Consider the following 21,172-nt stretch of genomic DNA (forward strand, 5'->3'; position numbering starts at 1 on the left):
TCCGCTTCCAGGAGTGCGACTTCCGCTACTCCGTTCGGTTCACGTGGCCGGATACGAGCCGTTTCCATAATTGATCATCGACCGTTCGGACCGGGCCGTGATCAATTCCGAGGATCACCTCGCATTCCTTCACCGAAAATCCGCCGGGGACGTCGGCGGCCGTTATGTGAATGACAGACGAGCAGGAAGAAGACGGGTGATGTCTATGCGACTCATGGGTCGTGAGCGAACCTCTGATGTCTGGCGGGACAGGTGGCGGGGCGGGTGGTCGGACATGTCGTGGGACAGAGGGTGAGACAGCTGAGGCGGGAGGGCGGCAGACGCGTCCGTCGAGGCACGGGATCGCTCTAGAGGCGGGTCGGGTGCGGTGGCGCGAGAACGGCTCGGTAACCTGAGGCCGCTGACAGACCCTTAGGACGGCTTTATCCAAAGGAAAGCCGCCCGCGTGCACAAGGAGTTGCCGCCGCCGTGAGCAGCAGCCTTCGACGCGGCGCCCTCGCCGCTTCCGCCATCGCGTTCTCGATCGCCTCGCTCGCCGCCTGTGGGGCCGGCAACGACTCCCAGACCCTGGAGATCCAGCCGGACAACGCCGCGACCAGCGTCGGCGACATCAAGCTTCAGAACGTCGTCGTCATCACCCAGCCCGACCTGGAGTCGACCGGACCCGCCGTGATCTCGGCGACCGTCTTCAACAGCGGCGACAAGCCCCAGACACTGGAGTCCATCACCCTCGACGGCGGCAAGTCCGCCGAGCTCAAGCCCGCCGGAGGCAAGGGCGAGCTGACCGTGCCGGCCGGCGGCTCGGTCGTCATCGGCGGCGCGAACAACGCCTCCGCCGTGCTGTCGAGCAGCCGTGAGGCCGTCAAGGACGGTGACGCCCAGAAGGTCACCTTCACCTTCAGCGACACCGGCGAGATCAGCCTGCGCGCCTTCGTAGTCCCCGCCGAGAGCTACTTCTCCAAGTGGGGCCCGAGCGACATCCCGACCGCCGCACAGTCCCCCTCCGGGAGCGCGTCGCCGTCGGCCTCCGGCTCCGCTGCCGCGGGCGGCGGCGAGTCCGCGTCGGCCTCCCCGTCGAACACGGCCTCCGCGTCCGCGTCGGAGTCGGCTGCCGGTCACTGACCCCGCACGCACGAGAAGGGCGGCACCCCGCGTGGGGTGCCGCCCTTCTCGTCCGCTGCCTCACCGCCCCAGGACCTGCCGGCCCGGCTGCCGCACGGCCTGGTTCGCAGCCTGGTTCGCGGCCTACGGCTCGAACTTGTAGCCCAGGCCACGGACCGTGACCAGGTACCGCGGGGCGCCAGGGTCCGGCTCGATCTTGGCGCGCAGGCGCTTGACGTGGACGTCGAGGGTCTTGGTGTCGCCCACGTAGTCGGCGCCCCAGACCCGGTCGATGAGCTGCATGCGGGTCAGGACACGCCCGGCGTTGCGCAGCAGCATCTCCAGGAGGTCGAACTCCTTGAGGGGGAGGTCGACCTTGGAGCCGGAGACCGTCACCACGTGGCGGTCGACGTCCATGCGGACCGGGCCGGCCTCCAGGGCCGCCGGGGTCACCTCCTCCGGCTCGCCCCGGCGACGCAGGACGGCCCGGATACGGGCGACCAGCTCGCGCGAGGAGAAGGGCTTGGTGACGTAGTCGTCGGCTCCTATCTCCAGGCCGACGACCTTGTCGATCTCGCTGTCCTTGGCGGTCACCATGATCACGGGGACGTTGGAGCGGCCGCGGAGCTGACGGCACACCTCCGTACCGGGCAGGCCCGGCAGCATCAGGTCGAGGAGCACGAGGTCGGCGCCGTTGCGCTCGAACTCGTCGAGTCCGTCGGGCCCGGTGGTCGCGACGGCGACCTCGAAGCCCTCCTTGCGGAGCATGTACGACAGGGCGTCGGAAAAGGACTCCTCGTCCTCGACGACGAGCACTCGGGTCACGGAAGGACCTCCGGGGCGGAAAGCGTCCGGTACGCGGACGAATCGGGGGATGAGGCGCGGGGGGGTGTCTGGGTCGTGCGGTGAGGGGAGGAGTGATCGACCTCGTCGACGTCATCGAAGCCATCGAGGTCGTCGACGTCGTCGGCCTCGTCCGGATCGGGGTGCTGATGCGCACGGTCACGGGCCACGCCCGCCTCCGGCAGCCGCAGGGTGAAGGTGGAGCCCTGGTTCTCGGCGCTCCACACCGTGACCTCCCCGCCGTGCGAGGCGGCCACGTGCTTGACGATCGCCAGCCCGAGACCCGTGCCGCCCGTCTGACGGGAGCGGGCCGGGTCCACGCGGTAGAAGCGCTCGAAGATGCGTTCCTTGTCCTTGTCGGAGATGCCGATGCCCTGGTCGGTCACGGCGAGCTCGATCAGGTCCCCGCCCGGCCCGCTCACCCGCCGGGCGGCTATGCCGACGCGGGTACGGGCGGGCGAGTAGTTGACGGCGTTCTCGACCAGGTTGCCGAGGGCGGCGGCCAGCTGGCCCCGGTTGCCCCAGACGCGCAGGTCGGCGGTGCCTCCCGCGGCCATGGTGATCTGCTTGGTCCCGGCCTGGTGACGGCAGCGGTCGACGGCCTCGGCGACCAGTTCGTCGATGCCGACCGGCTCGGCATCCTCGAGGGGATCGTCGTTCTGGACCCTCGACAGGTCGATGAGCTCCTGGACCAGGCTGGTCAGCCGGGTGGCCTCGATCTGCATACGGCCGGCGAACCGCTCCACCGCCTCCGGATCCTCCGAGGCGTCCATGACGGCCTCCGAGAGGAGGGAGAGCGCGCCGACCGGGGTCTTCAGCTCATGGCTGACGTTCGCCACGAAGTCCCGCCGGACCGCCTCGATCCGACGGGCCTCGGTGAGGTCCTCGACGAGCAGGAGGACCAGCCGGGAGCCCAGCGGGGCCACTCTGGCGGACACGGCGAGGGCCTCGCCGCGCCCGGTCCCTCGCCGGGGAAGGTCCAGCTCGACCTGGCGTATCTCTCCGTCGCGTCTGGTGTCCCGGGCCATCTTCAGCATCGGCTCGACGCTGAGCCTGCCGCCGCGCACCAGCCCGAGGGCATAGGCGGCGGAGCTGGCCTTGACGACGGCGTCGGCCTCGTCGAGCACGACGGCGGAGGAGCGGAGAACGGAGAGGACGGTGTCCACGCCCGGCGGAAGCACCGGGTCCGTGTGCAGGGAGGTGCGTGTGGGGCGATTCTGCTCCCGCTCGCTCCAGCGGAACGCCAGCATCGCGATGACACCGGTGAGCACCCCGGCGATCGCTGCCGCTGCGGCGACTGCCGCGTTCACGTCCATGGCACCAGGTTAGGCACGCGATCGGTCCTGGCCACAGCTATGGAGGTGCGACCTCGAACACTCGTCGCCCAGAGTTCACCTTGGAGCCAGTGGTGGTTCATTTGGGGTGACGGAAATCGACGCGTACAGGGCGGACCGTGGCACCGTGGGGTTCGCAGCACCGGTTCCACGGCCGGTCGGCGCCGGTGCAGCAGCCGGTCCCGGCCCGGTTCGCGGCCGGTTCTGGCCCCCGGAACCGAACCCGAACCCCAAGCACGACGTACGAGAGGGAACCCTGATGCGGGACGCGTACCACGAGGAACTGGACTCGATCGGCGACAGCCTGGTGGAGATGGCCCGGCTGGTCGGGTCGGCGATCGGACGCGCCACGACCGCCATTCTCGACGCCGACCTGAAGCTCGCCGAGAGCGTCATTGAGGCCGACAAGAGGGTCGACGAGCTCCAGCACGACCTGGAGGCACGGGCGATAGCACTGCTGGCCCGGCAGCAGCCGGTGGCGACGGACCTGCGGATCGTGGTCACGTCGCTGCGGATGTCGGCCGACCTGGAGCGCTCCGGCGACCTCGCCCAGCACGTGGCGAAGCTGGCCCGGCTGCGCTTCCCGAACCGTGCGGTTCCGCAGGACCTGCACGCCACGATCCTGGAGATGGGGCAGCTCGCGCAGCGCCTGATGGCGAAGGCGGCGGAGGTCGTCATCACCAAGGACGTCGACCTCGCCCTCCAGCTGGAGTCGGACGACGACGCGATGGACCTCCTCCACCGCGCCCTGTTCCAGCACCTGCTGGACGACCGCTGGAAGCACGGCATCGAGACGGCCGTCGACGTCACGCTGCTGGGCCGCTACTACGAGCGGTTCGCCGACCACGCGGTGGCCGTCGCCAAGCGCGTGGTGTTCCTGGTGACGGGCGAGCACGCGGACGAGCTCCAGCAGGACATCCAGCCGGAGATCCAGCCCACGCCGGCAGCGGGAACGGGAACGGGAACGGGAACCGAGGGGATCTGATCCCGACCGTGACGGGGCCGGGTGACGGGGCCGGGTGATTGGTACGGGCGGCCGGGACGGGTGCCCGGGTCGAGTGACCCGTGACAGGTACGGGTGACCGTGACAGGCACGGGTGACCGTGACTGATGCGGGTGAGCCGTGACTGATGCGGGTGACGTCGGGGTCGGCCGTCAGGGGCGTGCCGGACGACCCGTCCGGGGCGTGCGCAAGCCGCTGTGCGCCCTTGAGCCGTTGATGCGCCCAGCCGAACGGGCATGCAATGGGCACAGGTCCTACGCACGGGACCTACGTCTCCGGGAGGAACCCATGGCCGAGTCCCCCATCACTCCCACGCCCGACCCCGCACAGGAACGCCCGACCGAGCAGCCGGCCGAGATCAGGAACCTGATGCTCATCGGCGCGTGCGGCTGCGGTTCCGGGTGCGGCTGCGGGTGCCAGTCGGGCAACCCCTGCCAGTGCGGCTGACGAAGCGCGACGCACGTACGTACGTGGGCGAGGGCCCCGGTGCCGATGTCGGCAGCGGGGCCCTCGCCATGTCCGGGCCGCCGACTCCTCGCCCTCCGGTCGCCGCGAAGGGTGCGCGAGCGCAGCATGGAGAGAAAGGGGCAGCACGGCACAACACCGGAAGGGGGCGGGCAGTCATGACCCGCTTCATGGACGTCCACCACGACATGCAGGGCATCACCGCCGACCAACTGCTCGCGGCCCACCAGGCGGACCTCGCCATCGAGGGCGAAGAGGGCGTGCACTTCGAACGAGCCTGGGCGGACCCGGAGTCCGGAACCGTCTACTGCCTCTCCGAGGCACCCTCGGCGGACGCCGTCCTGCGCGTCCACGAGCGCACCGGCCACAGCGCGGACGAGATCCACCCGGTGCCGTTGGCGGTGTGACCTGCCCTTGACGGTAGGAGGTGCCGTCAACGATGTGACGCCGCCGCGAGCCGGGTGGGAGTTCCGGTCGGGGTCGGGTCAGGTCGGGGTCGGGTCAGGCGGGGTCGGGTCGGGTCGGGTCGGGGTCAGGACGGCTTGACCGCGGATACGGCGGTGACGGTCACCTTGTTGTCGCACTCGGCGAACTGGCCGTCGTCCAAGGCGACTTGATGGCGCCCCGAGCCCGGCAGGCCGACGACGATCGTGGGGTACACCACGGGCTCCGCGCCGGATACGCAGTACCCGTCGCCTTCCCCCTGCACCTGCACGAAGGTCAGCTTGACCCAGGCCTTGCCCTTCGGGGCCAGCGTCACCGGCGAGGCGGTTCCCCTGGGGGTGACGGAGAGCGGGGAGTTGTGCTCGGGCGAGCCGTTGCCGGCTCCCGCGACGGACGGGTGGCCCTTGAGACGGCAGGCCTTGGAGGAGCTGTTGGTGAACTCGACGACCGCCGCCCCGGTCCCGGTGCCGGTCGGCCGATCGGCGGCCTGATGCGCGGTGACCTTCAGACTGCCCGCGGAACAGGTCGGCGCGGCGGCGCCGGCGGTGACGTCCGTGACAGGCGTCGAGGCGGCGGAGCTCGCGGAGGGAGTGGCGGCGGAGGGGTCGGCTGCGGGAGGCGGGTCCGCGGAGGGGGAGTTCACGGAAGGGGAGTTCATGTCGGTGGGGCTCGCGGAGGCGGGGCTCGCGGAAGCGCTGGAGGACTCCCCCGACTGGCACCCCGTGACCACCAGAGCGACGGAGGCCACGGCCGCCGCCACCACGGCACCCCGAACAGCGAACCTGTTCCTGAACCTGTTCCCGTCCCTCTTCATGTCCCCGTTCCGGTTCCCGTTCCCGTTCCCGTTCTCCATCCGGTTGTCGATCCGGTTGTCGATCCGGTTCTCCATCCGGTTCTCGTTCTCGTTCTGCATGTTGGCCCCCGAATTCCCATCGCCGAGGGCATGACCCCTCGGCACCGACGTTCGTCAACCCAGACACAACGGGCAGGAGCGCAGGTTCTCCTGACGACCGATCTGTGACCCATCGGTGACCATAACCGGCCACACCTTCCGAACCACTCCAACCGGACCAAAACGGCAGACCGTGGCGGCGACCTGCCCGGCGACCGCGCCCCGGACCGCACCGGCCTGACCGCCCCCGCGGCCGCGGCCGCCCCCCTGGCGCATGCTGGACGTCCCGCGCGCACGGGCCGAGTCGACCTTCTCCGCACGGCCGGCCCCATGGACCTGGCAGCGGCCGCCGCGCGCCGTGCCAGCTAGGATCCGGGCCATGGCCCTGACCCTGAACGACGTGGACCGGTTCGAGGCGTCCAGGCCCCGCCTGGAGGCCATCGCCTACCGCCTCCTCGGCTCCGCGAGCGAGGCCGAGGACGCCGTGCAGGAGGCGTTCCTGCGCTGGCAGGCCGCCGACGTCGACCGCATCGAGGTCCCCGAGGCATGGCTGACCAAGGTGCTCACCAACCTGTGCCTCAACCAGCTCACCTCGGCCCGCGCGCGCCGCGAGACGTACGTGGGCCAGTGGCTCCCCGAACCGCTGCTCGCCGGGGACCGGATGCTCGGCCCGGCCGACACCGCCGAACAGCGCGAATCGGTCTCGTACGCGGTCCTCGCCCTGCTGGAGCGCCTCTCCCCCAACGAGCGGGCGGTGTACGTGCTGCGGGAGGCCTTCGACTACCCGCACCGGGAGATCGCCGAGGTCCTCGACATCACCGAGGCCGCCAGCCAGCAGATCTTCCACCGCGCCAAGAAGCACGTCGCGGCCGGCGAGGCCCGCGCCGATGTCGACGAGGCCGCCGCCCGGCGGATCATCGACGAGTTCCTCGCGGCAGCCACCAGCGGCCGGACCGAGCCGCTGGTGCGGCTGCTCACCCAGGACGCCGTCTCGATCGGCGACGGCGGCGGGAAGGTCCCGGCCCGCGCCAAGGCGTTCGAGGGCGCCCTCGCGGTCGCGAAGTTCATGCGGGGTCTGTTCACGCCCGGCAAGGCCAAGCGTGCCCTGGTCGGCGGCTCACTCGAGGTCTACCCCACGACCGCCAACGGCGGCCCCGCCGTCGTGGCGGTCGTCGACGGCCGGGTCATCGGCGTCATGTGCCTGGAGATCACCGCCGAGGGCATCGCCGCGATCCGCAACCAGGTCAACCCCGACAAGCTCGAACGCGCGACCCGGCACTGGGCGGCCACCGACCACGGAGAACCCCTGATCATCGCCTTGTGACCCCGGTGTGAGGTGCTTCACATCGCATTCCTGTCAGGAAACGGCGGGCCGCCCGGTTCAAGGGGGGAATCCGCTCAAGACAGGGGTAGGGACATGCAGCACCGCATCATCGTCCTCGGGGCCGGATACACCGGAGCCATCGCCGCCGGACGCCTTGCCAGGCGGCTCCGCCGCGAAGACGTCGCCATCACTCTCGTCAACGCCGAGCCCGACTTCGTCGAGCGCGTCCGGATGCACCAGCTGGCGGTCGGCCGGGATCTCAAGCCCCGGCCCTTCAGCGAGATGTTCGCGGGCACCGGTGTCCGGCTGAAGCTCGCGAGGGTCACCGGCGTCGACGTCGACCGCAAGACCGTCGCCGTCCTCGGCACGAACGGAGCCGAGGAGCTGGAGTACGACAGCCTCGTGTACGCGCTCGGCAGCGGCTGGAACGACCAGGGCGTCCCCGGCACCGCCGAGCACGCCCACGAGATCGCCAGCCGCCCCGGAGCGCTTCGGCTGAGCGAGCGTCTGGCCAGCCTGGACGCCGGGCAGTCCGTGGTCGTGGTCGGCGGCGGCCTCACCGGCCTGGAGGCCGCGACCGAGATCGCCGAGGCCCGCCCGGACCTCGACGTCGCCCTCGCCGCCCGCGGCGGCCTCGGCGACTGGCTCTCGCCCAAGGGCCGTCGGCACCTGCGGAAGGTCATCGCCGGGCTCGGCGTCACCGTCCACGAGCACGCCGCCGTCACCGGCGTCGAGGCCGACCGCGTCGCCACCGTCGACGGCGCGTCCATCCCGGCCGCGGTGACCGTGTGGACCACCGGCTTCGCCGTCCACCCGATCGCGAAGGCCACCGCCCTGGAGGTCACCGACACCGGCCAGATCGTGGTCGACGAGACCATGCGCTCGGTCTCGCACCCGGACGTGTACGCCATCGGCGACGCGGCCATGGTGACGGGCCCCGGCGGCAAGCCGCTGCGGATGTCGTGCGCTTCGGGCGTCCCCACCGCGTGGCAGGCCGCCGACGCCCTCACGGGACGCCTGACCGGCGGGAAGCTCCCGAACGTGCCGCTCCGCTACTTCAACCAGTGCATCTCGCTGGGCCGCAAGGAAGGCCTGATCCAGTACGTCACCGCCGACGACCGCGCCGTCCGGGCGGCCCTGACGGGACGGCTCGCCGCCGTCTACAAGGAACTGGTCTGCAAAGGCGCCGCCTGGAGCGTCGCCAACCCGAAGCTCATCCCGACCCGGCGCCGCCGCGTGGTCCTGGAACCGGCCCGGGCAGCCTCGCCGGCCAGGACACCGGCCTGACCCGGACACCGTGCCGGGCACCCTCGACACGAGAGCACCCGGCACGGTCCCAACGCGCGAAAACGCCCCCGATCCACGCCGTCTGCGCAGATCGGGGGCGTGATCGCGAAACTTACTTCTTCTTGCCCTGGGTCTTGCCGGGGATCTTGGTGACCTGCGTTTTCGCTGCTCAGTCGCGGTGGGCTCGTGCGCCTAGTGGTCGTCGTTGGTCGTCATTGGCCACTGGTGAGCGGCCTCGGACGGCCCAGGGACGGCCCAGCTCCTCGGCCTGATGGGCGGCCCGCCGGCCTCAGCGCGAGGGGCGCCTCTTCGGGGGGACCGGGCCCGGGATCACATCCTTACCAAGGTGTTCCTTGATCAGGTACTTGAGTTCCGGCCCTTCGATGAGCTGGAGTCGGCCATGCTGACGGGCAAAGTCGTGGCTGGCCCTGCCGAACCACGATGTGGTGATCAGGACCCCCTTGGCGGCACGCTTGTGCTCGACCACTCCGGCGAGCGCCTGGACGGACTCAACACCCACGAGCTTGCTGTAGCGCTTCGCCTGAATGATGCACTCACCGTTGAAGACGGGGTCCTTGCTGACGGCCACCGCGTCAACGCCCTCGTCTTTGGACGCCTGGGTGTTCCAGGCCTCCATGCCGATCGCCTCGAACAGTTGGCGAATCAGGTGCTCAAACTCGGTGGGCGTCAGCTTCACCAGCACAGGCCTGCTGTCCAGGCCAGCAACAACATCCATGCTGTCCATGAGCCGGTACTTCGACAGGTCGAACTCGACGATGGGGCGGATCGGTTCGAGATCGTAGGGGTTGGGAGACACCAGAGCGTTGAGTCCCCTGAGGCACTGCGCTGGATCGACCTGACTGAGACGGAGCTTCCCGAACTGCTCCCTGCTGGCGCTGAGCGTCACCAGACAGGGTGAGACCTCCTGGCCGGTGGCCCGGTCGATGGTTCTCACGTGGCCGTTCAGGATCACGCCGTTGACGATCCGGTCCGGATCGCTCGTCAAGACCTCGTGCACTGTCCTCAGAGCGACTTGAGCCAGGACGGAGGCGTAGATCTCCTTGCGCTCCTTCTCCGGACGAGGCAGCACGGTCGTCTCGTCTCGGTTCTTCACGTACCGGTAGCCCCGCGCGGTGGGAACGATCGCCTCAGGCGGCAGGTGGATCTCAACGAGTACGTCACCGGTGGCAGGTCGAAAGGCGATCCGATGCTCGTGGGGGAAGCCCAATGGATACTCCGACGCATCCAGAACAGCCCCTAGATGAGCCTCGACCGCCGCGGGCTCCCCGGCCCTGTACGCCTCGCGCTCCTCGTCCAATTTCGCGTTGAAAGCCACCGCCTCGTCAAGGGCTTGCTCTTCGGCCTGGCGGTGCTCGGCACGCTTCCGCTCCAGGGTGGCCAGCCGCTTCTCCTCGGCTCGCCTGTGTCGATCCTGTGCCTCGCCGAACCGCACCCGTGCCTCGGCAACCTCAGCTTCATAGCGCTTCCTGCCAAGACCCAGGACAGCAGCCAGACCGCCGGGCTCCGGTGGTGCGAACTCCTCCCAGCGCGGGGAAAGCTCCGGACGAGACCAAGGACGCTCGTCTAACTTCTTCGGCGTGTGAGTCCTCCGCCGGCGCTCGAAGGTCGTCGGCGGATCGCCCACCAACGCGTTACGGAGCAACTGCCCGAGCTGCTCGACCTCGTGCTCGACCCCGATCGTGCGCACCCGCGCCTGCTCGGCCTGCTGCTCCTGATACGCAGCCTTCCGCTCGCGCTCCTGCCGCTTGCTGGCCGTCTCAGCGGCCGTGCATTCCCGCTCCGCTTGCCGTGCCCGTTGCTCCTGGGCACGTCGTAACGCCTGCTGCTGCCGCTGATAGTCGTTGCCTAGGCCGCTGCCCCGTTGCGCCACCTGTCTACCCCCCTGGCCCTACTCCGCCACAGGGCTGCATTCCCCTTCCACATCGCAGAATCACGCAAGGCAGGGGCGTCACCTCAGCTGGCCCGCACGGTGCGTGTACTCAAGTCGTCGACACCTCAACCGACGACAGTCAGCCACGATGGCGGGTCTTCCGACCGACCAGGCGCGCGTGTGTCTCGCTGCACCCCCACTGCCCTCAGCCACGCTGTCGAGGTGTCGCGTCCAGAGGAAGCTAGGACGGCCGGCTTGTGAGCACACTGCCTGAGCCATCAGCTTGGGAAGCTGCTGGCGTTTCTGGCTCATTGGGTTCCTGACCTGGGTGAACGGTAGGGGTGCGGCCTCCCTCGGCTGTGTCGCTTTCCCCGTGGTTCCCCCCTGTTCCCCGCCTGATCTGGTGCGCTTGTGGTGCGCCTCGTTACGTCCTTCCTGCCGGGGAGGTGTCAGCGCCGGCTTGCCTGAGACAGAGCAGACCCAAGCCGTATGCACGTCCGCGGCCGATGCCGGACAGGACCGCTCTCTGAAGTGCGGTGGGGTCGGTGATCACGGCCAGGCCTTCGAAACGGGTTGCTCGGAGAAAGGTCGGGTTCCTTGCCTCACGCCTGGCAATGACAGGCTCCAACGGCCGGTTGCGTACTTCAACAGTCGCTAGCCCGGAACGGGAAGCATGGCGTTCCCACCAGGCGGCTACTTCGGCCGTCTGTAAGCCGACACGCTTGCCGCGTTGCCCTGTTCCCCGCATCGCCTTGGTGGCATTCGCGTCCAAGAGAAACCGCACCCGCTGGCCCTCGAAGCCCGCTTCTGCCCACGAGACCCGCTCAACCGCCACTGCGCGGGCGTAGTCGTAGGCCAGGGCGCGGAGGAAAATAGGCCCGGTGGTCTGAACACGCAGGATCGCGGCCCCACGGTCCATATCCAATCGGTAGAGCGGTCGCCCGGTGTCCGGCGGGCCGTGCCTCGGAGAGTCTGGGCACAGGGAGCGGACGGTGTGATGGAGATGAAGAACATCGCCAAGATCACGCAGCACCTGTAGGCTGCGCGGATTGAGGTGCAATACGACCTGCTGGGCGCTGTGGGGGCGCTGCGACGGCTGCTGAACGGAGCCTTCTGCACGAGCCAGGTGCCACAACTCATGGAGGCGGTTGGAGATCGCATCCAGAGCCTGTTCCTGTGAGTCGTCCGTGGGACGGCGGGTGAGAGCCCGCAAGGCAAGGATCCCTGCCACCTGCATAAATTGGTCATACTGCGGTATCCGATCCCGGGTGAACAGGTTGTGCACCGTGGAGTGCCCTAGGCCGGCGGTCCGAGCCATCTCGCGAGCTGAGGGAAACCCTGCTTCCCGATGCAACTCATGCAGCGCCGCGTTGAGGTCGCGCATTCGCCCCACTGGCAGGTCTGGTCGCTTGATCTCACCGGCACGGCCCATGGCTTGCCCCCTTCAGGAGTCGGATGTGCCCTCGCGTTGCGTCGCAGATTCCGCCTGTCCCGTGGGCGTGCTCTGCGGCTGCCGAGACTCCGCCCGGCTGCGCTGCCACGATTTTCTCGCTTGCCGAGCCGACCAGAGGATGAAAGCCGCAATCAGGCTTGCTGCTGCGTTCTCCAGGATGTTCACGGAGATAACCTCCCTCGGCTCCTCCCGGCTGTGGACAGCTGTGGACACCGAGTTCCCGAACACCGTGTGACCGGGTGCACGCTGGTCGCGGCTTGGACTTGCGGCGGCCAAACGATCATTGGACTCGCACCCTGAACTTGGGAAGCTTGGGCTTCTTGGCAGCGGTTGCTGTGATGAGCCGGGGCGCAGTGACGTTGGAATCCCGGTCACGCCCAGGGCAAGTTCCCGCTTCCCCTTGGTTCCTCGCAGGATCTGGCACGCGAATGGCGCGGCCCTCTTCGTCTCTAACGTCCCACGGCGGAGCTGGGCCCCGGAGCGTCTGAGCCTCAGCCGACGACAGCCAGCCACGATGGCGGGTCAGCCGACCGCGCAGGCGCGCGTGTGCCTCGCTGGACCCCCACTGGCATGTGCCACGGTGCCCGTGCCCTCGACCGAAGTCACCCCCGATAGTGCTCGGCAGGCACGAAGACCGTCGCGGCCGTGCTCGTCGGCGGAGTCGTCCTCACCGCGCTCCTGGCCGCCGTCGCCCTCACGGCCATCTCCGTCGCCGTCACCGCCGTGGTCCTGCGCTCCCTGCTCCGCGACCACCACCGCCGCTGAACTGCGGCCAGACCTCCGGGGCGGCGCGACACGCCCACGCATCCGCCGCCCCGGCGGCCCACCCCTCCCGAAGTGCCCGTCAGAAGGAGAACCGTCATCTTCGCCCGCGCCACCCCGCCCCCACTCCCGGAACTCAGCAACCTCGCCGCAGGCGGCACCCTGCCCGGTATCCTCCGGCAGCTCTCCGGGCTCGGCGGCTGCACCCAGCCGATCCGCCTCGACGGCCACCGCACCGAATACGACGTCGACACCGCCACCGGCGAGATCGGCCGCATCCTCCACCACCTCGACTCGGGCGACCTCCCGGCCGGCCAACTCCTCGTCCGCTGCAACAACCGCCGCCCGACCCGCTGCCCGGCCTGCTCCGAGGTCTACCGCCGCGTCGACACACGGCCAAAGTGACACGGTGTCGCGAAGTTTGCTCAGCACTCCTCAAATACGTCAGCACGTTTACCGTTTCACGGTTACCGCATCCGAATCATTCGTCAAGCAATTTCAGTGCCGACATCGACAGACGATTCGCGGTACCAATTCACGAATCACATCCACGAAAACATTTACGCAACCATTTCGCCGGACACGATTGACAAAGTTCACACCCATCGATTCGTGAGCAAAGTTACGAGGATTGATCTCGAAACGTCCACCGTGACCAGGAGATCCCAACTGGCTGTGTACACAGGCGAAGCTAGGCATGCCCCACCCTCGGACGGGTGACTAGCGATGCAGCTATGCCCCTCGGTGAGTCGCCACCCAACGCCGCTTGGGCCAGTTATAACGGCCCCCAACAGCACCCTCTACCGAGCGGATTAGGCCCCTAAGCTGGCCGATTAGGCTCCGAATATCAACTTCGGCTAAAGTCCTCAAAAGCGCGGAAGGCCGCTCTCCTGCCAGAGAGCGGCCTATTTCTCCGCCCGCGCGTGAGCAGTGCCTATCTACCCGCTACTAACACAGAGGGAGGCCGCCATGGTCTCACGTCCTCGACTGAGGTTCGAGGTCCAAGTGCCTGAGCTGCGAGACATCCTGGCCGGCAGCAGTGCAGGCATCCTGAGTCACTGGACCGGGGTGCCCAAGGTCGTGGCCTTGGCGGTCGCGGTCCTGATGGCGTGCCGGTTCACGGTGCAGTACGTGCGAGGCTCGGCCTCGTAGTCCGACGGCCCAGAGACGGCCCGAGGGCCGCATCAAGGCCCCTACCTGCAGACAAACCGCAGGTAGGGGCCTTGATCGTGCAGGCTTACTTCTTCTTGCCCTGGTTCTTGACCGCTTCGATGGCCGCTGCGGCCGCTTCCGGGTCGAGGTAGGTGCCGCCCGGGGTCACCGGCTTGAAGTCGGCGTCGAGTTCGTAGGCGAGAGGGATGCCCGTCGGGATGTTCAGGCCCGCGATGTCGGCGTCGGAGACGCCGTCGAGGTGCTTGACGAGGGCGCGGAGCGAGTTGCCGTGGGCCGCGACCAGGACCGTGCGGCCGGACAGGAGGTCCGGGACGATGCCGTCGTACCAGTACGGGAGCATGCGGACGACGACGTCCTTGAGGCACTCCGTGCGCGGGCGCAGCTCCGGGGGGATGGAGGCGTAGCGGGGGTCGGAGGCCTGGGAGAACTCCGAGTCGTCCGACAGCGGCGGGGGCGGGGTGTCGTAGGAGCGGCGCCAGAGCATGAACTGCTCCTCGCCGAACTCCGCGAGGGTCTGCGCCTTGTCCTTGCCCTGAAGGGCGCCGTAGTGGCGCTCGTTCAGGCGCCAGGAGCGGTGGACCGGGATCCAGTGGCGGTCGGCGGATTCGAGGGCCAGCTGGGCCGTCCGGATCGCGCGCTTCTGGAGGGACGTGTGGACCACGTCGGGGAGGAGGTCGGCGTCCGTCAGGAGTTCGCCACCGCGGACCGCCTCCTTCTCGCCCTTCTCGTTCAGGTTGACGTCCACCCAGCCGGTGAACAGGTTCTTCGCGTTCCACTCGCTCTCGCCGTGACGGAGGAGGATCAGCTTGTACGGTGCGTCGGCCATGCGTATGAGCGTAATCCACCGCTCCGATCCGTTGTGCGCCCGCTCGCACAGCGGACACGCCTGTGACGGTTGACGGGATCTGTTAATTGAGTGGCCTCCCACGCTTCGCCTCTCGTAAGTTCTGAGCGCCGCCTTAGCCACTTACATGAGCCGCTTACATCCGGGGGATCCGTCATGTCCGTCGCCGTCCTGAGACGCGCCGCCCGCGAGACCCTCTCCGGGCTGCCCCGCGAGTTCTGGTGGCTGTGGACCAGCACCCTCGTCAACCGGCTCGGCGGCTTCGTCGCCACCTTCATGGCGCTGTACCTGACACTCGACCGCGGGTACTCCGCGTCCTACGCCGGGCTCGTCGCCTCCCTGCTCGGGCTGGGCGGCGTCGTCTCTTCACTCGGCGGCGGGGTCATGGCAGACCGGCTCGGACGCCGTCCCACCCTGCTCGTCGCGCAGACCGCGACCGCCGCCTCGGTGGCGCTGCTCGGGTTCGTGGAGCACCCCGTCGCCATCGCCGGCGTCGCTTTCCTGGTCGGAATGGCCTCCAACGCCTCCCGGCCGGCCGTGCAGGCGATGATGGCCGACATCGTGCGGCCCGAGGACCGGATCCGCGCCTTCTCGCTCAACTACTGGGCCATCAACCTCGGCTTCGCCGTGTCCTCCATGGCCGCCGGGTTCATCGCCGAGGCGAGTTACCGCGCCGGGTTCCTCATCGAGGCCGGGATGACCCTCGTGTGCGCGGTCGTCGTCTTCCTCAAGCTGCCCGAGTCCCGGCCCGTGCGGGAGGAGAAGGCCGTACCGGAAGAGACCGTCGGGATGGGGGCGGTACTGCGTGACGGGCGCTTCATGAGCGTCGTCGGGCTGAGTTTCCTCGTCGCCCTCGTGTTCCAGCAGGGGGCCGTGGGGCTGCCGGTGGCGATGGGCGCCGCCGGGTTCACACCGGCCGACTACGGCATGGCGATCGCCGTCAACGGCGTGCTGATCGTCGCGCTGCAGATCCCCGTCACGCGGTTCATCGAGCACCGGGACCCGCGACGGCTGCTGGTCGTCTCCTCGGTGCTCGCCGGGTACGGGTTCGGGCTCACCGCCTTCGCCGGGTCGGTCGGCGTCTTCGCGCTCACCGTCTGCGTCTGGACCCTGGCGGAGATCGTCAACGCGCCGACCCAGACCGGGCTCGTCGTCCGCCTCTCCCCCACCCACGGGCGCGGGCGCTACCAGGGCATGTACACGCTCTCCTGGGCCGTGGCCTCCCTGGTCGCCCCGGTGATGTCCGGCTTCGTCATCGACCGGTTCGGAGCGGAGTGGCTGTGGGGGATGTGCGCGGTCGTCGGCACGGCGGCGGGCATCGGGTACGCCGTGGTGATGCGGCGCCTTCCGGGCGAGGGTGCGGCCGCGAAGACCGTCGTCGACGACGAGAGGGCGGGCGCCGAAATCTCCGGTGCTGCCGCCGAGCCCGAGGCCAGCGCCGTCTGAGCGGCAGGCGCACAGGTCAGGGGTGCATCCGTGCGCCCTTCAGCACCTTGTCCACCGCGTTCCTCGGTCCGTACACGGCCAGGCCCACGAGGTCCAGCTCGGCCGTCGGCACGGCGCGCACGGCCGCGCGGTTGTCGCGGTCGTTGCCGGTGGCGAAGAGGTCGCTCGTGAACACCGCGCGCGGGAGGGACCGGGAAAGCACACGCGTGTGGGCGGCCGCGAGCGTCTCCTTCGTGCCCTCGAAGACCAGCACCGGCTGACGGAACATCGAGAGGCAGCGCACGCCGTCCGCGTCCTCGTACGGCTCCCCGATCACCTCGGGAAGCGCCGTCCCGAGGCCGCTGACCAGGAACGCGGTGACGTTCAGGCGCTGCCAGGTCTCGAGGTCGTCGCGCAGCAGGACGGCGATCTTCGTGTCGAAGCGGACGGGTCCGGTGCTCACGCCCGGGCTCGCGGAGGCGGCAGCGACCGTGCCTGTGGTGGGGCCGGCGGTCGGGCCCGCGGCCGTAGCCGTGGTGGGACCGGCGGTCGGGCCCGCGGCCGTAGCCGTGGTGGGACCGGCGGTCGGGCCCCTGTTCGTGTCCGTGCTCATGCTCGTGTTCATGTCCGTGCTCGTGCTCGTGCTCGTGGTCATGCCATGAGACTGCCGATCGTCTTACGACGCCGTCTTGTACGTTCTTTGCATGGCACCCCGGCAGGAAGTCTCCGCCTGGCGTCCGGCCGTCCCGGGCGTCGTGGAGGTCTTCCACGCCCACTTCACCGAGTACGCGTACCCCATGCATGTCCACGAGGCGTGGACGCTGCTCATCGTCGACGACGGCGCCGTACGGTACGACCTCGACCGGCACCAGCACGGCACCCCGCACGACACCGTGTCCCTGCTGCCGCCGCACGTACCGCACAACGGCTCACCGGCCACCTCGGGCGGCTTCCGCAAGCGGGTCCTGTATCTCGACCCCGACGTGCTCGGCGAGAACCTCATCGGCGCCGCCGTCGACGCGCCCGACCTGCGCGATCCCGTGCTGCGTCGGCGGGTCGGGCAGTTGCACTCCGCGCTCGCCCGGCCCGGCGACGAGTTGGAGGCCGACAGCCGGCTGACGCTGATCGGCGAGCGGTTGCGGGACCATCTGCGGACCGGGCGGAACGCCACTGCCCCGCGCCGCGACCCCGCCCTCGCGGGCCGCCTGCGCGAGCTGCTCGACGAACGCGTCGTCCAGGGCCTGACGCTGGAGGAGGCCGCCGCGCTCGTACAGGCGCATCCGGCCCATCTGGTACGGGCGTTCAGCACCGCGTACGGCATCGCGCCGCACCAGTACCTCACCGCCCGCCGCGTCGACCTCGCCCGCCGGCTGCTGCTCGACGGGCGGCCGCCGGGGGAGGTCGCCGCGTCGGCCGGCTTCTACGACCAGGCCCATCTCACCCGCCACTTCCGGAAGTTGGTGGGGGTCACGCCGGGCCGGTACGGGGATCGACGGAAGGCCTCCGTCCGCTGATCACCGAGCGCTGATCCGAGCGCCGATCACCGTCCGCTGACCACCGAGCGCTGATCCGAGCGCCGATCACCGTCCGCTGACGACCGGCGGCGGTCAGCCGGCCGAGCCCGGCGGATCCGCTGGGTCCGGCGAACGGGCCGAGTCCGTCGGGTCGGCCGGACGTTGCGTCAGATGCGCGAACGCGTCCAGGTTGCGCGTCGGTTCGCCCCGGGAGACGCGCCACTCGTACTCCCTGCGGATGGCGCTCGCGAAGCCCAGCTCCAGCAAGGTGTTGAAGGCGCCGTCGGCGGCTTCCAGGACCTGGCCCATGAGGCGGTCGATCTCGTCGGCGGTCACCGTGGCGAGGGGGAGGCGGGCGGTGACGTAGACGTCACCGAGCCGGTCGACGGCGTAACTCACGCCGTACAGCTTGAGATTGCGCTCCAGGAGCCAGCGGTGGACGCCGGACTCGTTCTCGTCGGGATGACGGATGACGAAGGCGTTCAGGGAGAGGGAGTGGCGGCCGACGATGAGGGAGACGGTCGTCTTGAGTTTGCGGGTACCGGGCAGCTGGATCACGTAGGCACCGGGGTCCGGGCTCTCCCATTCCAGCTCCGCGTCCTTCAGGAAACCCGCGATGACCTGTGCGGCCGTCTTCTCCACGTCACCCATGCTCGGAGCGTACGCGACGGCGGTGGGACTGGGTCGCGGCCGCGTAGACGTCGGCGGTGGCGGCGGCCGCGGTGTCCCAGCCGAAGGACTGGGCGTGCGCGGTGGCGGCCGCGCCCATCCGGGCGGGAAGGTCGGGACCGTCGGCGAAACGCTCGAGCACGCGCGCGTAGGCCGCCGGGTCGTGGCCCTGCACCAGGAAGCCCGTCTCGCCGTCCCGCACGGCCACCGGGAGCCCGCCGACGGAGGCCGCGAGCACCGGGGTGCCGGCCGCCTGCGCCTCTATGGCGACCAGGCCGAAGGACTCGCTGTAGGAGGGGACGACCAGCAGCGACGCCGCTCGGAACCAGTCCGCGAGCTGATCCTGGCCGACCGGCGGACGAAACCGTACGACATCCGCGATGCCGAGCCGCGCGGCCAGCTTCTGCAGTCCCTCCGGCTTGGCGAGGCCACTGCCGCTGGGACCGCCGACGACCGGGACGACGATGCGGGAGCGGAGTTCGGGGCGCTCGTCGAGGAGCACGGCCACCGCGCGCAGGAGGATGTCCGGAGCCTTCAGTGGCTGGATGCGGCCCGCGAAGAGGGGGACCAGAGCGTCCTGGGGCAGGTCGAGGCGGGCGCGGGCGGCGGCCCGGCCGTCTGCCGGCGTGAAGCGGTCGAGGTTGACGCCCGGGTGCACCACGGCGACCTTGCCGGGGCCGGCGTGGTAGTGCCGTACGAGTTCGTCGGCCTCCTCCGCCGTGTTGGCGATGAGGCGGTCGGCGGCGGCCACGATCTGGGTCTCGCCGATGACGCGGGCGGCGGGCTCGGGGGTGTCGCCGTCGGCCAGGTTGGCGTTCTTGACCTTGGCCATGGTGTGCATGGCGTGCACCAGGGGGGCGCCCCAGCGCTGGGCGGCCAGCCAGCCGACGTGCCCGGAGAGCCAGTAGTGCGAGTGCACGAGGTCGTAGTAGCCGGGCCGGTGACCGGCCCACGCCTGCATCACTCCGTGCGTGAAGGCGCACAGCTGGGCCGGGAGGTCCTCCTTGGCGAGGCCCTCGTAGGGACCGGCGTCGACATGCCGGACGAGGACCCCGGGAGCCAGCTCGACGGTGGGCGGGAGACCGCCGGTGGTGGCGCGCGTGAAGATCTCGACCTCGATGTTGATCGCGGCGAGGCGCTGCGCCAGCTCGACGATGTAGACGTTCATGCCGCCGGCGTCGCCGGTGCCCGGCTGGTGGAGCGGAGAGGTGTGCACGGAGAGCATCGCGATACGGCGGGGGCGGCGGTGGAGCCTGAGCCGCGAGGGTGCCGCCGAAGAGCGACGCCCGAGCCTGTTGGCGTGCTGGCTCACGAGCGTTCCTCCTTGCTGCGGGCATGCCGGAAGGAGGGTGTGGGGCCCTCCAAGGGGCTGCAACGCCGTAGGAAGGCGTTCCCATTCCGGGTGGGTTTCGGAAAGGGGCGGTTTTTGCCCAGCCATTACCACGTATCGATCAACCGTTCGAGCTCGTGCTGCGTTGTTGCATCCAGAGCCGCTCTCGCCCCCGCCGCCCCTTCCCGTCCCAACCCTGGGGGCTGCCGCCCCCGGACCCCCGCTTCGGCCCCGAAAGGGCCTCGTCCCCAAACGCCGGACGGGCTGATGATCCTCCGGTTGGGCCCGGGCTTCGGTCGGGCTGATACTCCCGGTCGGGCAAGGGCTTCGGTCGAGCTGATACTCCGGTCGGGCAGAGGCTCCGGGCCGGCTGAATGCGGCGCCCCTTACCCTCGTAGGCATGACATCCCGCGCCCCCGCGCGCCCTGTGGGCACGGTCACGCGCGGGACGACGAACCCCAACCGGCTGCGCCGCATGGACCGCTGGCTGGCCGCGACGCACGGCGCCGAGCTGCGGCGGGCCGCAGAGCCGCTCGCCGTCGACCTCGGGTACGGGGCCGCGCCCTGGACGGCCGTCGAGTTGCTGCGGCGGCTGCGTTCCGTCGCGCCGCGCACGCGTGTCGTGGGCGTCGAGATCGAACCGGCCCGGGTGGCGGCCGCCCGGCCGCACGAGCGTGAGGGACTGGTCTTCCGGCACGGCGGATTCGAGATCCCGGTGCTCGGGCGGCCGCACCTCGTACGCGCCGCCAACGTGCTGCGGCAGTACGACGAGGACGAGGTCGCCGCCGTCTGGGAGCGGCTGTGCGCGCGGCTCGCGCCGGCCGATCCGGCGACCGGGTCCCGTGGTGGGCTGCTCGTCGAGGGGACCTGCGACGAGATCGGACGTCGGCACGTGTGGGTGGCGCTCGGACCGGAAGGGCCGCGCACGGTCACCTTCGCGACCCGGCTGGGCTCCCTGGAACGGCCCTCGGACCTGGCGGAGCGGTTGCCCAAGGCGCTGATCCACCGCAATGTCCCGGGTGAGCCGGTGCACGCCTTCCTGCGCGACTTCGACCGCGCCTGGGCGGCCGCCGCGCCCTACGCCTCCTACGGCGCCCGCCAGCGCTGGATGCGCGCGGTGAGGGACCTGGCGGCCGACTGGCCGGTGACGGACGGACCGGTGCGGTGGCGGCAGGGAGAAGTGACGGTGCGGTGGGGGGCGTTGGCCCCGCGGAGCTGAAGCGGGGCCCCGGAACCGAAGCGTGGCCCCCGGACCTGAAGCGGGGTTCGCGCCGAAACCGAACCAAGGCTCCCGCAGGGCCGCAGGGCCGCAGGGCCGCAGGGCCGCAAGGCCGCAAGGCCGCAAGGCCGCAAGGCCGCAAGGCCGCAAGGCCGCAAGGCCGCAAGGCCGCAAGGCCGCAAGGCCGCAAGGCCGCACG

The 21,172-nt window shown here is 70.0% G+C and carries 19 protein-coding genes and 2 pseudogenes; 12 read left to right on the plus strand and 9 right to left on the minus strand.

Features of this window, described 5'->3' with window-relative positions; translation table 11 throughout:
* Positions 1-468 precede the first annotated feature (468 nt).
* On the plus strand, positions 469-1,122 hold the full coding sequence (locus ACIPFH_RS29155; protein ID WP_401830966.1) for a DUF461 domain-containing protein: 654 nt from the start codon (positions 469-471) through the stop codon (positions 1,120-1,122).
* 123 nt (positions 1,123-1,245) lie between these two features.
* Here ACIPFH_RS29155 and ACIPFH_RS29160 read toward each other — a convergent pair whose 3' ends face one another.
* Entirely contained in the window at positions 1,246-1,926 is a 681-nt protein-coding gene (locus tag ACIPFH_RS29160; RefSeq protein WP_015659563.1) for a response regulator transcription factor, read from the minus strand.
* Positions 1,923-3,260, minus strand: a complete 1,338-nt coding sequence (locus ACIPFH_RS29165) for a sensor histidine kinase (protein ID WP_401830968.1) — start codon at positions 3,258-3,260, stop codon at positions 1,923-1,925. The genes ACIPFH_RS29160 and ACIPFH_RS29165 overlap by 4 nt, the downstream gene beginning before the upstream one ends.
* Positions 3,261-3,537: 277 nt before the next feature.
* Between ACIPFH_RS29165 and phoU the strand changes: the two genes are divergently transcribed.
* The 3 genes from phoU (at position 3,538) to ACIPFH_RS29180 (ending at position 5,153) form a co-directional block, all read left to right on the plus strand.
* Positions 3,538-4,263, plus strand: coding sequence for a phosphate signaling complex protein PhoU (gene phoU, locus ACIPFH_RS29170; RefSeq protein ID WP_401830969.1), 726 nt, complete (start codon positions 3,538-3,540; stop codon positions 4,261-4,263).
* Positions 4,264-4,569: 306 nt separating this feature from the next.
* Positions 4,570-4,728 (plus strand): hypothetical protein, encoded by a 159-nt coding sequence (locus ACIPFH_RS29175; protein WP_171398028.1) that lies wholly within the window; start codon positions 4,570-4,572, stop codon positions 4,726-4,728.
* Positions 4,729-4,904: 176 nt separating this feature from the next.
* Positions 4,905-5,153 carry an SCO4226 family nickel-binding protein gene (locus ACIPFH_RS29180; RefSeq protein ID WP_401830972.1) on the plus strand — a complete coding sequence of 83 codons (249 nt, stop codon included), beginning with the start codon at positions 4,905-4,907 and terminating at the stop codon, positions 5,151-5,153.
* Positions 5,154-5,278: 125 nt separating this feature from the next.
* Here the strand turns inward: ACIPFH_RS29180 and ACIPFH_RS29185 are convergent, their stop codons facing one another.
* The gene (locus ACIPFH_RS29185; RefSeq protein WP_401830974.1) at positions 5,279-6,103 is read right to left on the minus strand and encodes a DUF4232 domain-containing protein; all 825 of its coding nucleotides are present in this window, start codon (positions 6,101-6,103) and stop codon (positions 5,279-5,281) included.
* 358 nt (positions 6,104-6,461) lie between these two features.
* Here ACIPFH_RS29185 and ACIPFH_RS29190 point away from each other — a divergent pair, with 358 nt between their 5' ends.
* Together ACIPFH_RS29190 and ACIPFH_RS29195 are read left to right on the plus strand one after the other, a co-directional pair.
* Positions 6,462-7,406 carry an RNA polymerase sigma-70 factor gene (locus ACIPFH_RS29190; protein WP_401830975.1) on the plus strand — a complete coding sequence of 315 codons (945 nt, stop codon included), beginning with the start codon at positions 6,462-6,464 and terminating at the stop codon, positions 7,404-7,406.
* Positions 7,407-7,499: 93 nt separating this feature from the next.
* A complete protein-coding gene (locus ACIPFH_RS29195) occupies positions 7,500-8,693 on the plus strand; it encodes an NAD(P)/FAD-dependent oxidoreductase (RefSeq protein ID WP_401830977.1) in 1,194 nt (397 codons plus the stop codon).
* A 289-nt stretch (positions 8,694-8,982) separates the two neighbouring features.
* Here ACIPFH_RS29195 and ACIPFH_RS29200 read toward each other — a convergent pair whose 3' ends face one another.
* Both ACIPFH_RS29200 and ACIPFH_RS29205 read right to left on the minus strand, forming a co-directional pair.
* Entirely contained in the window at positions 8,983-10,584 is a 1,602-nt protein-coding gene (locus ACIPFH_RS29200; protein ID WP_401830978.1) for a restriction endonuclease, read from the minus strand.
* Positions 10,585-11,008: 424 nt separating this feature from the next.
* Positions 11,009-11,968, minus strand: a complete 960-nt coding sequence (locus tag ACIPFH_RS29205; protein ID WP_401830981.1) for a type I-E CRISPR-associated protein Cas6/Cse3/CasE — start codon at positions 11,966-11,968, stop codon at positions 11,009-11,011.
* Positions 11,969-12,609: 641 nt separating this feature from the next.
* Between ACIPFH_RS29205 and ACIPFH_RS29210 the strand changes: the two are divergent.
* The 3 genes and pseudogenes from ACIPFH_RS29210 (at position 12,610) to ACIPFH_RS29220 (ending at position 13,951) form a co-directional block, all read left to right on the plus strand.
* A pseudogene (locus ACIPFH_RS29210) lies at positions 12,610-12,802 on the plus strand (SpdD protein).
* 159 nt (positions 12,803-12,961) lie between these two features.
* Positions 12,962-13,183: pseudogene (locus tag ACIPFH_RS29215) on the plus strand (replication initiator); the annotation flags it as partial.
* A 621-nt stretch (positions 13,184-13,804) separates the two neighbouring features.
* The gene (locus tag ACIPFH_RS29220) at positions 13,805-13,951 is read left to right on the plus strand and encodes a hypothetical protein (protein WP_401830983.1); all 147 of its coding nucleotides are present in this window, start codon (positions 13,805-13,807) and stop codon (positions 13,949-13,951) included.
* Positions 13,952-14,036: 85 nt separating this feature from the next.
* On the opposite strand, the gene ACIPFH_RS29225 is transcribed toward ACIPFH_RS29220, so the two are convergent.
* A complete protein-coding gene (locus tag ACIPFH_RS29225) occupies positions 14,037-14,798 on the minus strand; it encodes a phosphoglyceromutase (protein ID WP_356255482.1) in 762 nt (253 codons plus the stop codon).
* 174 nt (positions 14,799-14,972) lie between these two features.
* Here ACIPFH_RS29225 and ACIPFH_RS29230 point away from each other — a divergent pair, with 174 nt between their 5' ends.
* Positions 14,973-16,262: an MDR family MFS transporter gene (locus tag ACIPFH_RS29230; protein WP_401830984.1), complete on the plus strand. Its 1,290-nt coding sequence runs from the start codon at positions 14,973-14,975 to the stop codon at positions 16,260-16,262.
* Between the two features lie 16 nt (positions 16,263-16,278).
* On the opposite strand, the gene ACIPFH_RS29235 is transcribed toward ACIPFH_RS29230, so the two are convergent.
* Positions 16,279-16,704 carry a DUF2000 family protein gene (locus ACIPFH_RS29235; protein ID WP_401831162.1) on the minus strand — a complete coding sequence of 142 codons (426 nt, stop codon included), beginning with the start codon at positions 16,702-16,704 and terminating at the stop codon, positions 16,279-16,281.
* 241 nt (positions 16,705-16,945) lie between these two features.
* On the opposite strand from ACIPFH_RS29235, the gene ACIPFH_RS29240 reads away from it, so the two are divergent.
* Positions 16,946-17,755 carry an AraC family transcriptional regulator gene (locus ACIPFH_RS29240; protein WP_401830987.1) on the plus strand — a complete coding sequence of 270 codons (810 nt, stop codon included), beginning with the start codon at positions 16,946-16,948 and terminating at the stop codon, positions 17,753-17,755.
* Between the two features lie 93 nt (positions 17,756-17,848).
* Here the strand turns inward: ACIPFH_RS29240 and ACIPFH_RS29245 are convergent, their stop codons facing one another.
* Together ACIPFH_RS29245 and mshA are read right to left on the minus strand one after the other, a co-directional pair.
* Positions 17,849-18,406, minus strand: coding sequence for a YbjN domain-containing protein (locus tag ACIPFH_RS29245; protein ID WP_401830989.1), 558 nt, complete (start codon positions 18,404-18,406; stop codon positions 17,849-17,851).
* Positions 18,399-19,736 carry a D-inositol-3-phosphate glycosyltransferase gene (gene mshA / locus ACIPFH_RS29250; protein WP_401830991.1) on the minus strand — a complete coding sequence of 446 codons (1,338 nt, stop codon included), beginning with the start codon at positions 19,734-19,736 and terminating at the stop codon, positions 18,399-18,401. Before mshA ends, ACIPFH_RS29245 begins: the two co-directional genes overlap by 8 nt.
* A 418-nt stretch (positions 19,737-20,154) precedes the next feature.
* Between mshA and ACIPFH_RS29255 the strand changes: the two genes are divergently transcribed.
* Positions 20,155-20,973: a class I SAM-dependent methyltransferase gene (locus ACIPFH_RS29255; RefSeq protein WP_401830994.1), complete on the plus strand. Its 819-nt coding sequence runs from the start codon at positions 20,155-20,157 to the stop codon at positions 20,971-20,973.
* The last annotated feature ends 199 nt before the right edge of the window (positions 20,974-21,172 follow it).

The sequence above is a fragment of the Streptomyces sp. NPDC088157 genome (assembly GCF_044741545.1).
Lineage (GTDB): Bacteria > Actinomycetota > Actinomycetes > Streptomycetales > Streptomycetaceae > Streptomyces.

Coding starts and splice junctions, on each gene's coding strand:
- ACIPFH_RS29165 (WP_401830968.1), bottom strand. CDS start 3,260: ATGGACGTGAACGCGGCAGTCGCCGCAGCGGCAGCGATCGCCGGGGTG.
- phoU (WP_401830969.1), top strand. CDS start 3,538: ATGCGGGACGCGTACCACGAGGAACTGGACTCGATCGGCGACAGCCTG.
- ACIPFH_RS29175 (WP_171398028.1), top strand. CDS start 4,570: ATGGCCGAGTCCCCCATCACTCCCACGCCCGACCCCGCACAGGAACGC.
- ACIPFH_RS29180 (WP_401830972.1), top strand. CDS start 4,905: ATGACCCGCTTCATGGACGTCCACCACGACATGCAGGGCATCACCGCC.
- ACIPFH_RS29185 (WP_401830974.1), bottom strand. CDS start 6,103: ATGCAGAACGAGAACGAGAACCGGATGGAGAACCGGATCGACAACCGG.
- ACIPFH_RS29190 (WP_401830975.1), top strand. CDS start 6,462: ATGGCCCTGACCCTGAACGACGTGGACCGGTTCGAGGCGTCCAGGCCC.
- ACIPFH_RS29195 (WP_401830977.1), top strand. CDS start 7,500: ATGCAGCACCGCATCATCGTCCTCGGGGCCGGATACACCGGAGCCATC.
- ACIPFH_RS29205 (WP_401830981.1), bottom strand. CDS start 11,968: ATGCGCGACCTCAACGCGGCGCTGCATGAGTTGCATCGGGAAGCAGGG.
- ACIPFH_RS29225 (WP_356255482.1), bottom strand. CDS start 14,798: ATGGCCGACGCACCGTACAAGCTGATCCTCCTCCGTCACGGCGAGAGC.
- ACIPFH_RS29230 (WP_401830984.1), top strand. CDS start 14,973: ATGTCCGTCGCCGTCCTGAGACGCGCCGCCCGCGAGACCCTCTCCGGG.
- ACIPFH_RS29240 (WP_401830987.1), top strand. CDS start 16,946: ATGGCACCCCGGCAGGAAGTCTCCGCCTGGCGTCCGGCCGTCCCGGGC.
- ACIPFH_RS29245 (WP_401830989.1), bottom strand. CDS start 18,406: ATGGGTGACGTGGAGAAGACGGCCGCACAGGTCATCGCGGGTTTCCTG.
- ACIPFH_RS29255 (WP_401830994.1), top strand. CDS start 20,155: ATGACATCCCGCGCCCCCGCGCGCCCTGTGGGCACGGTCACGCGCGGG.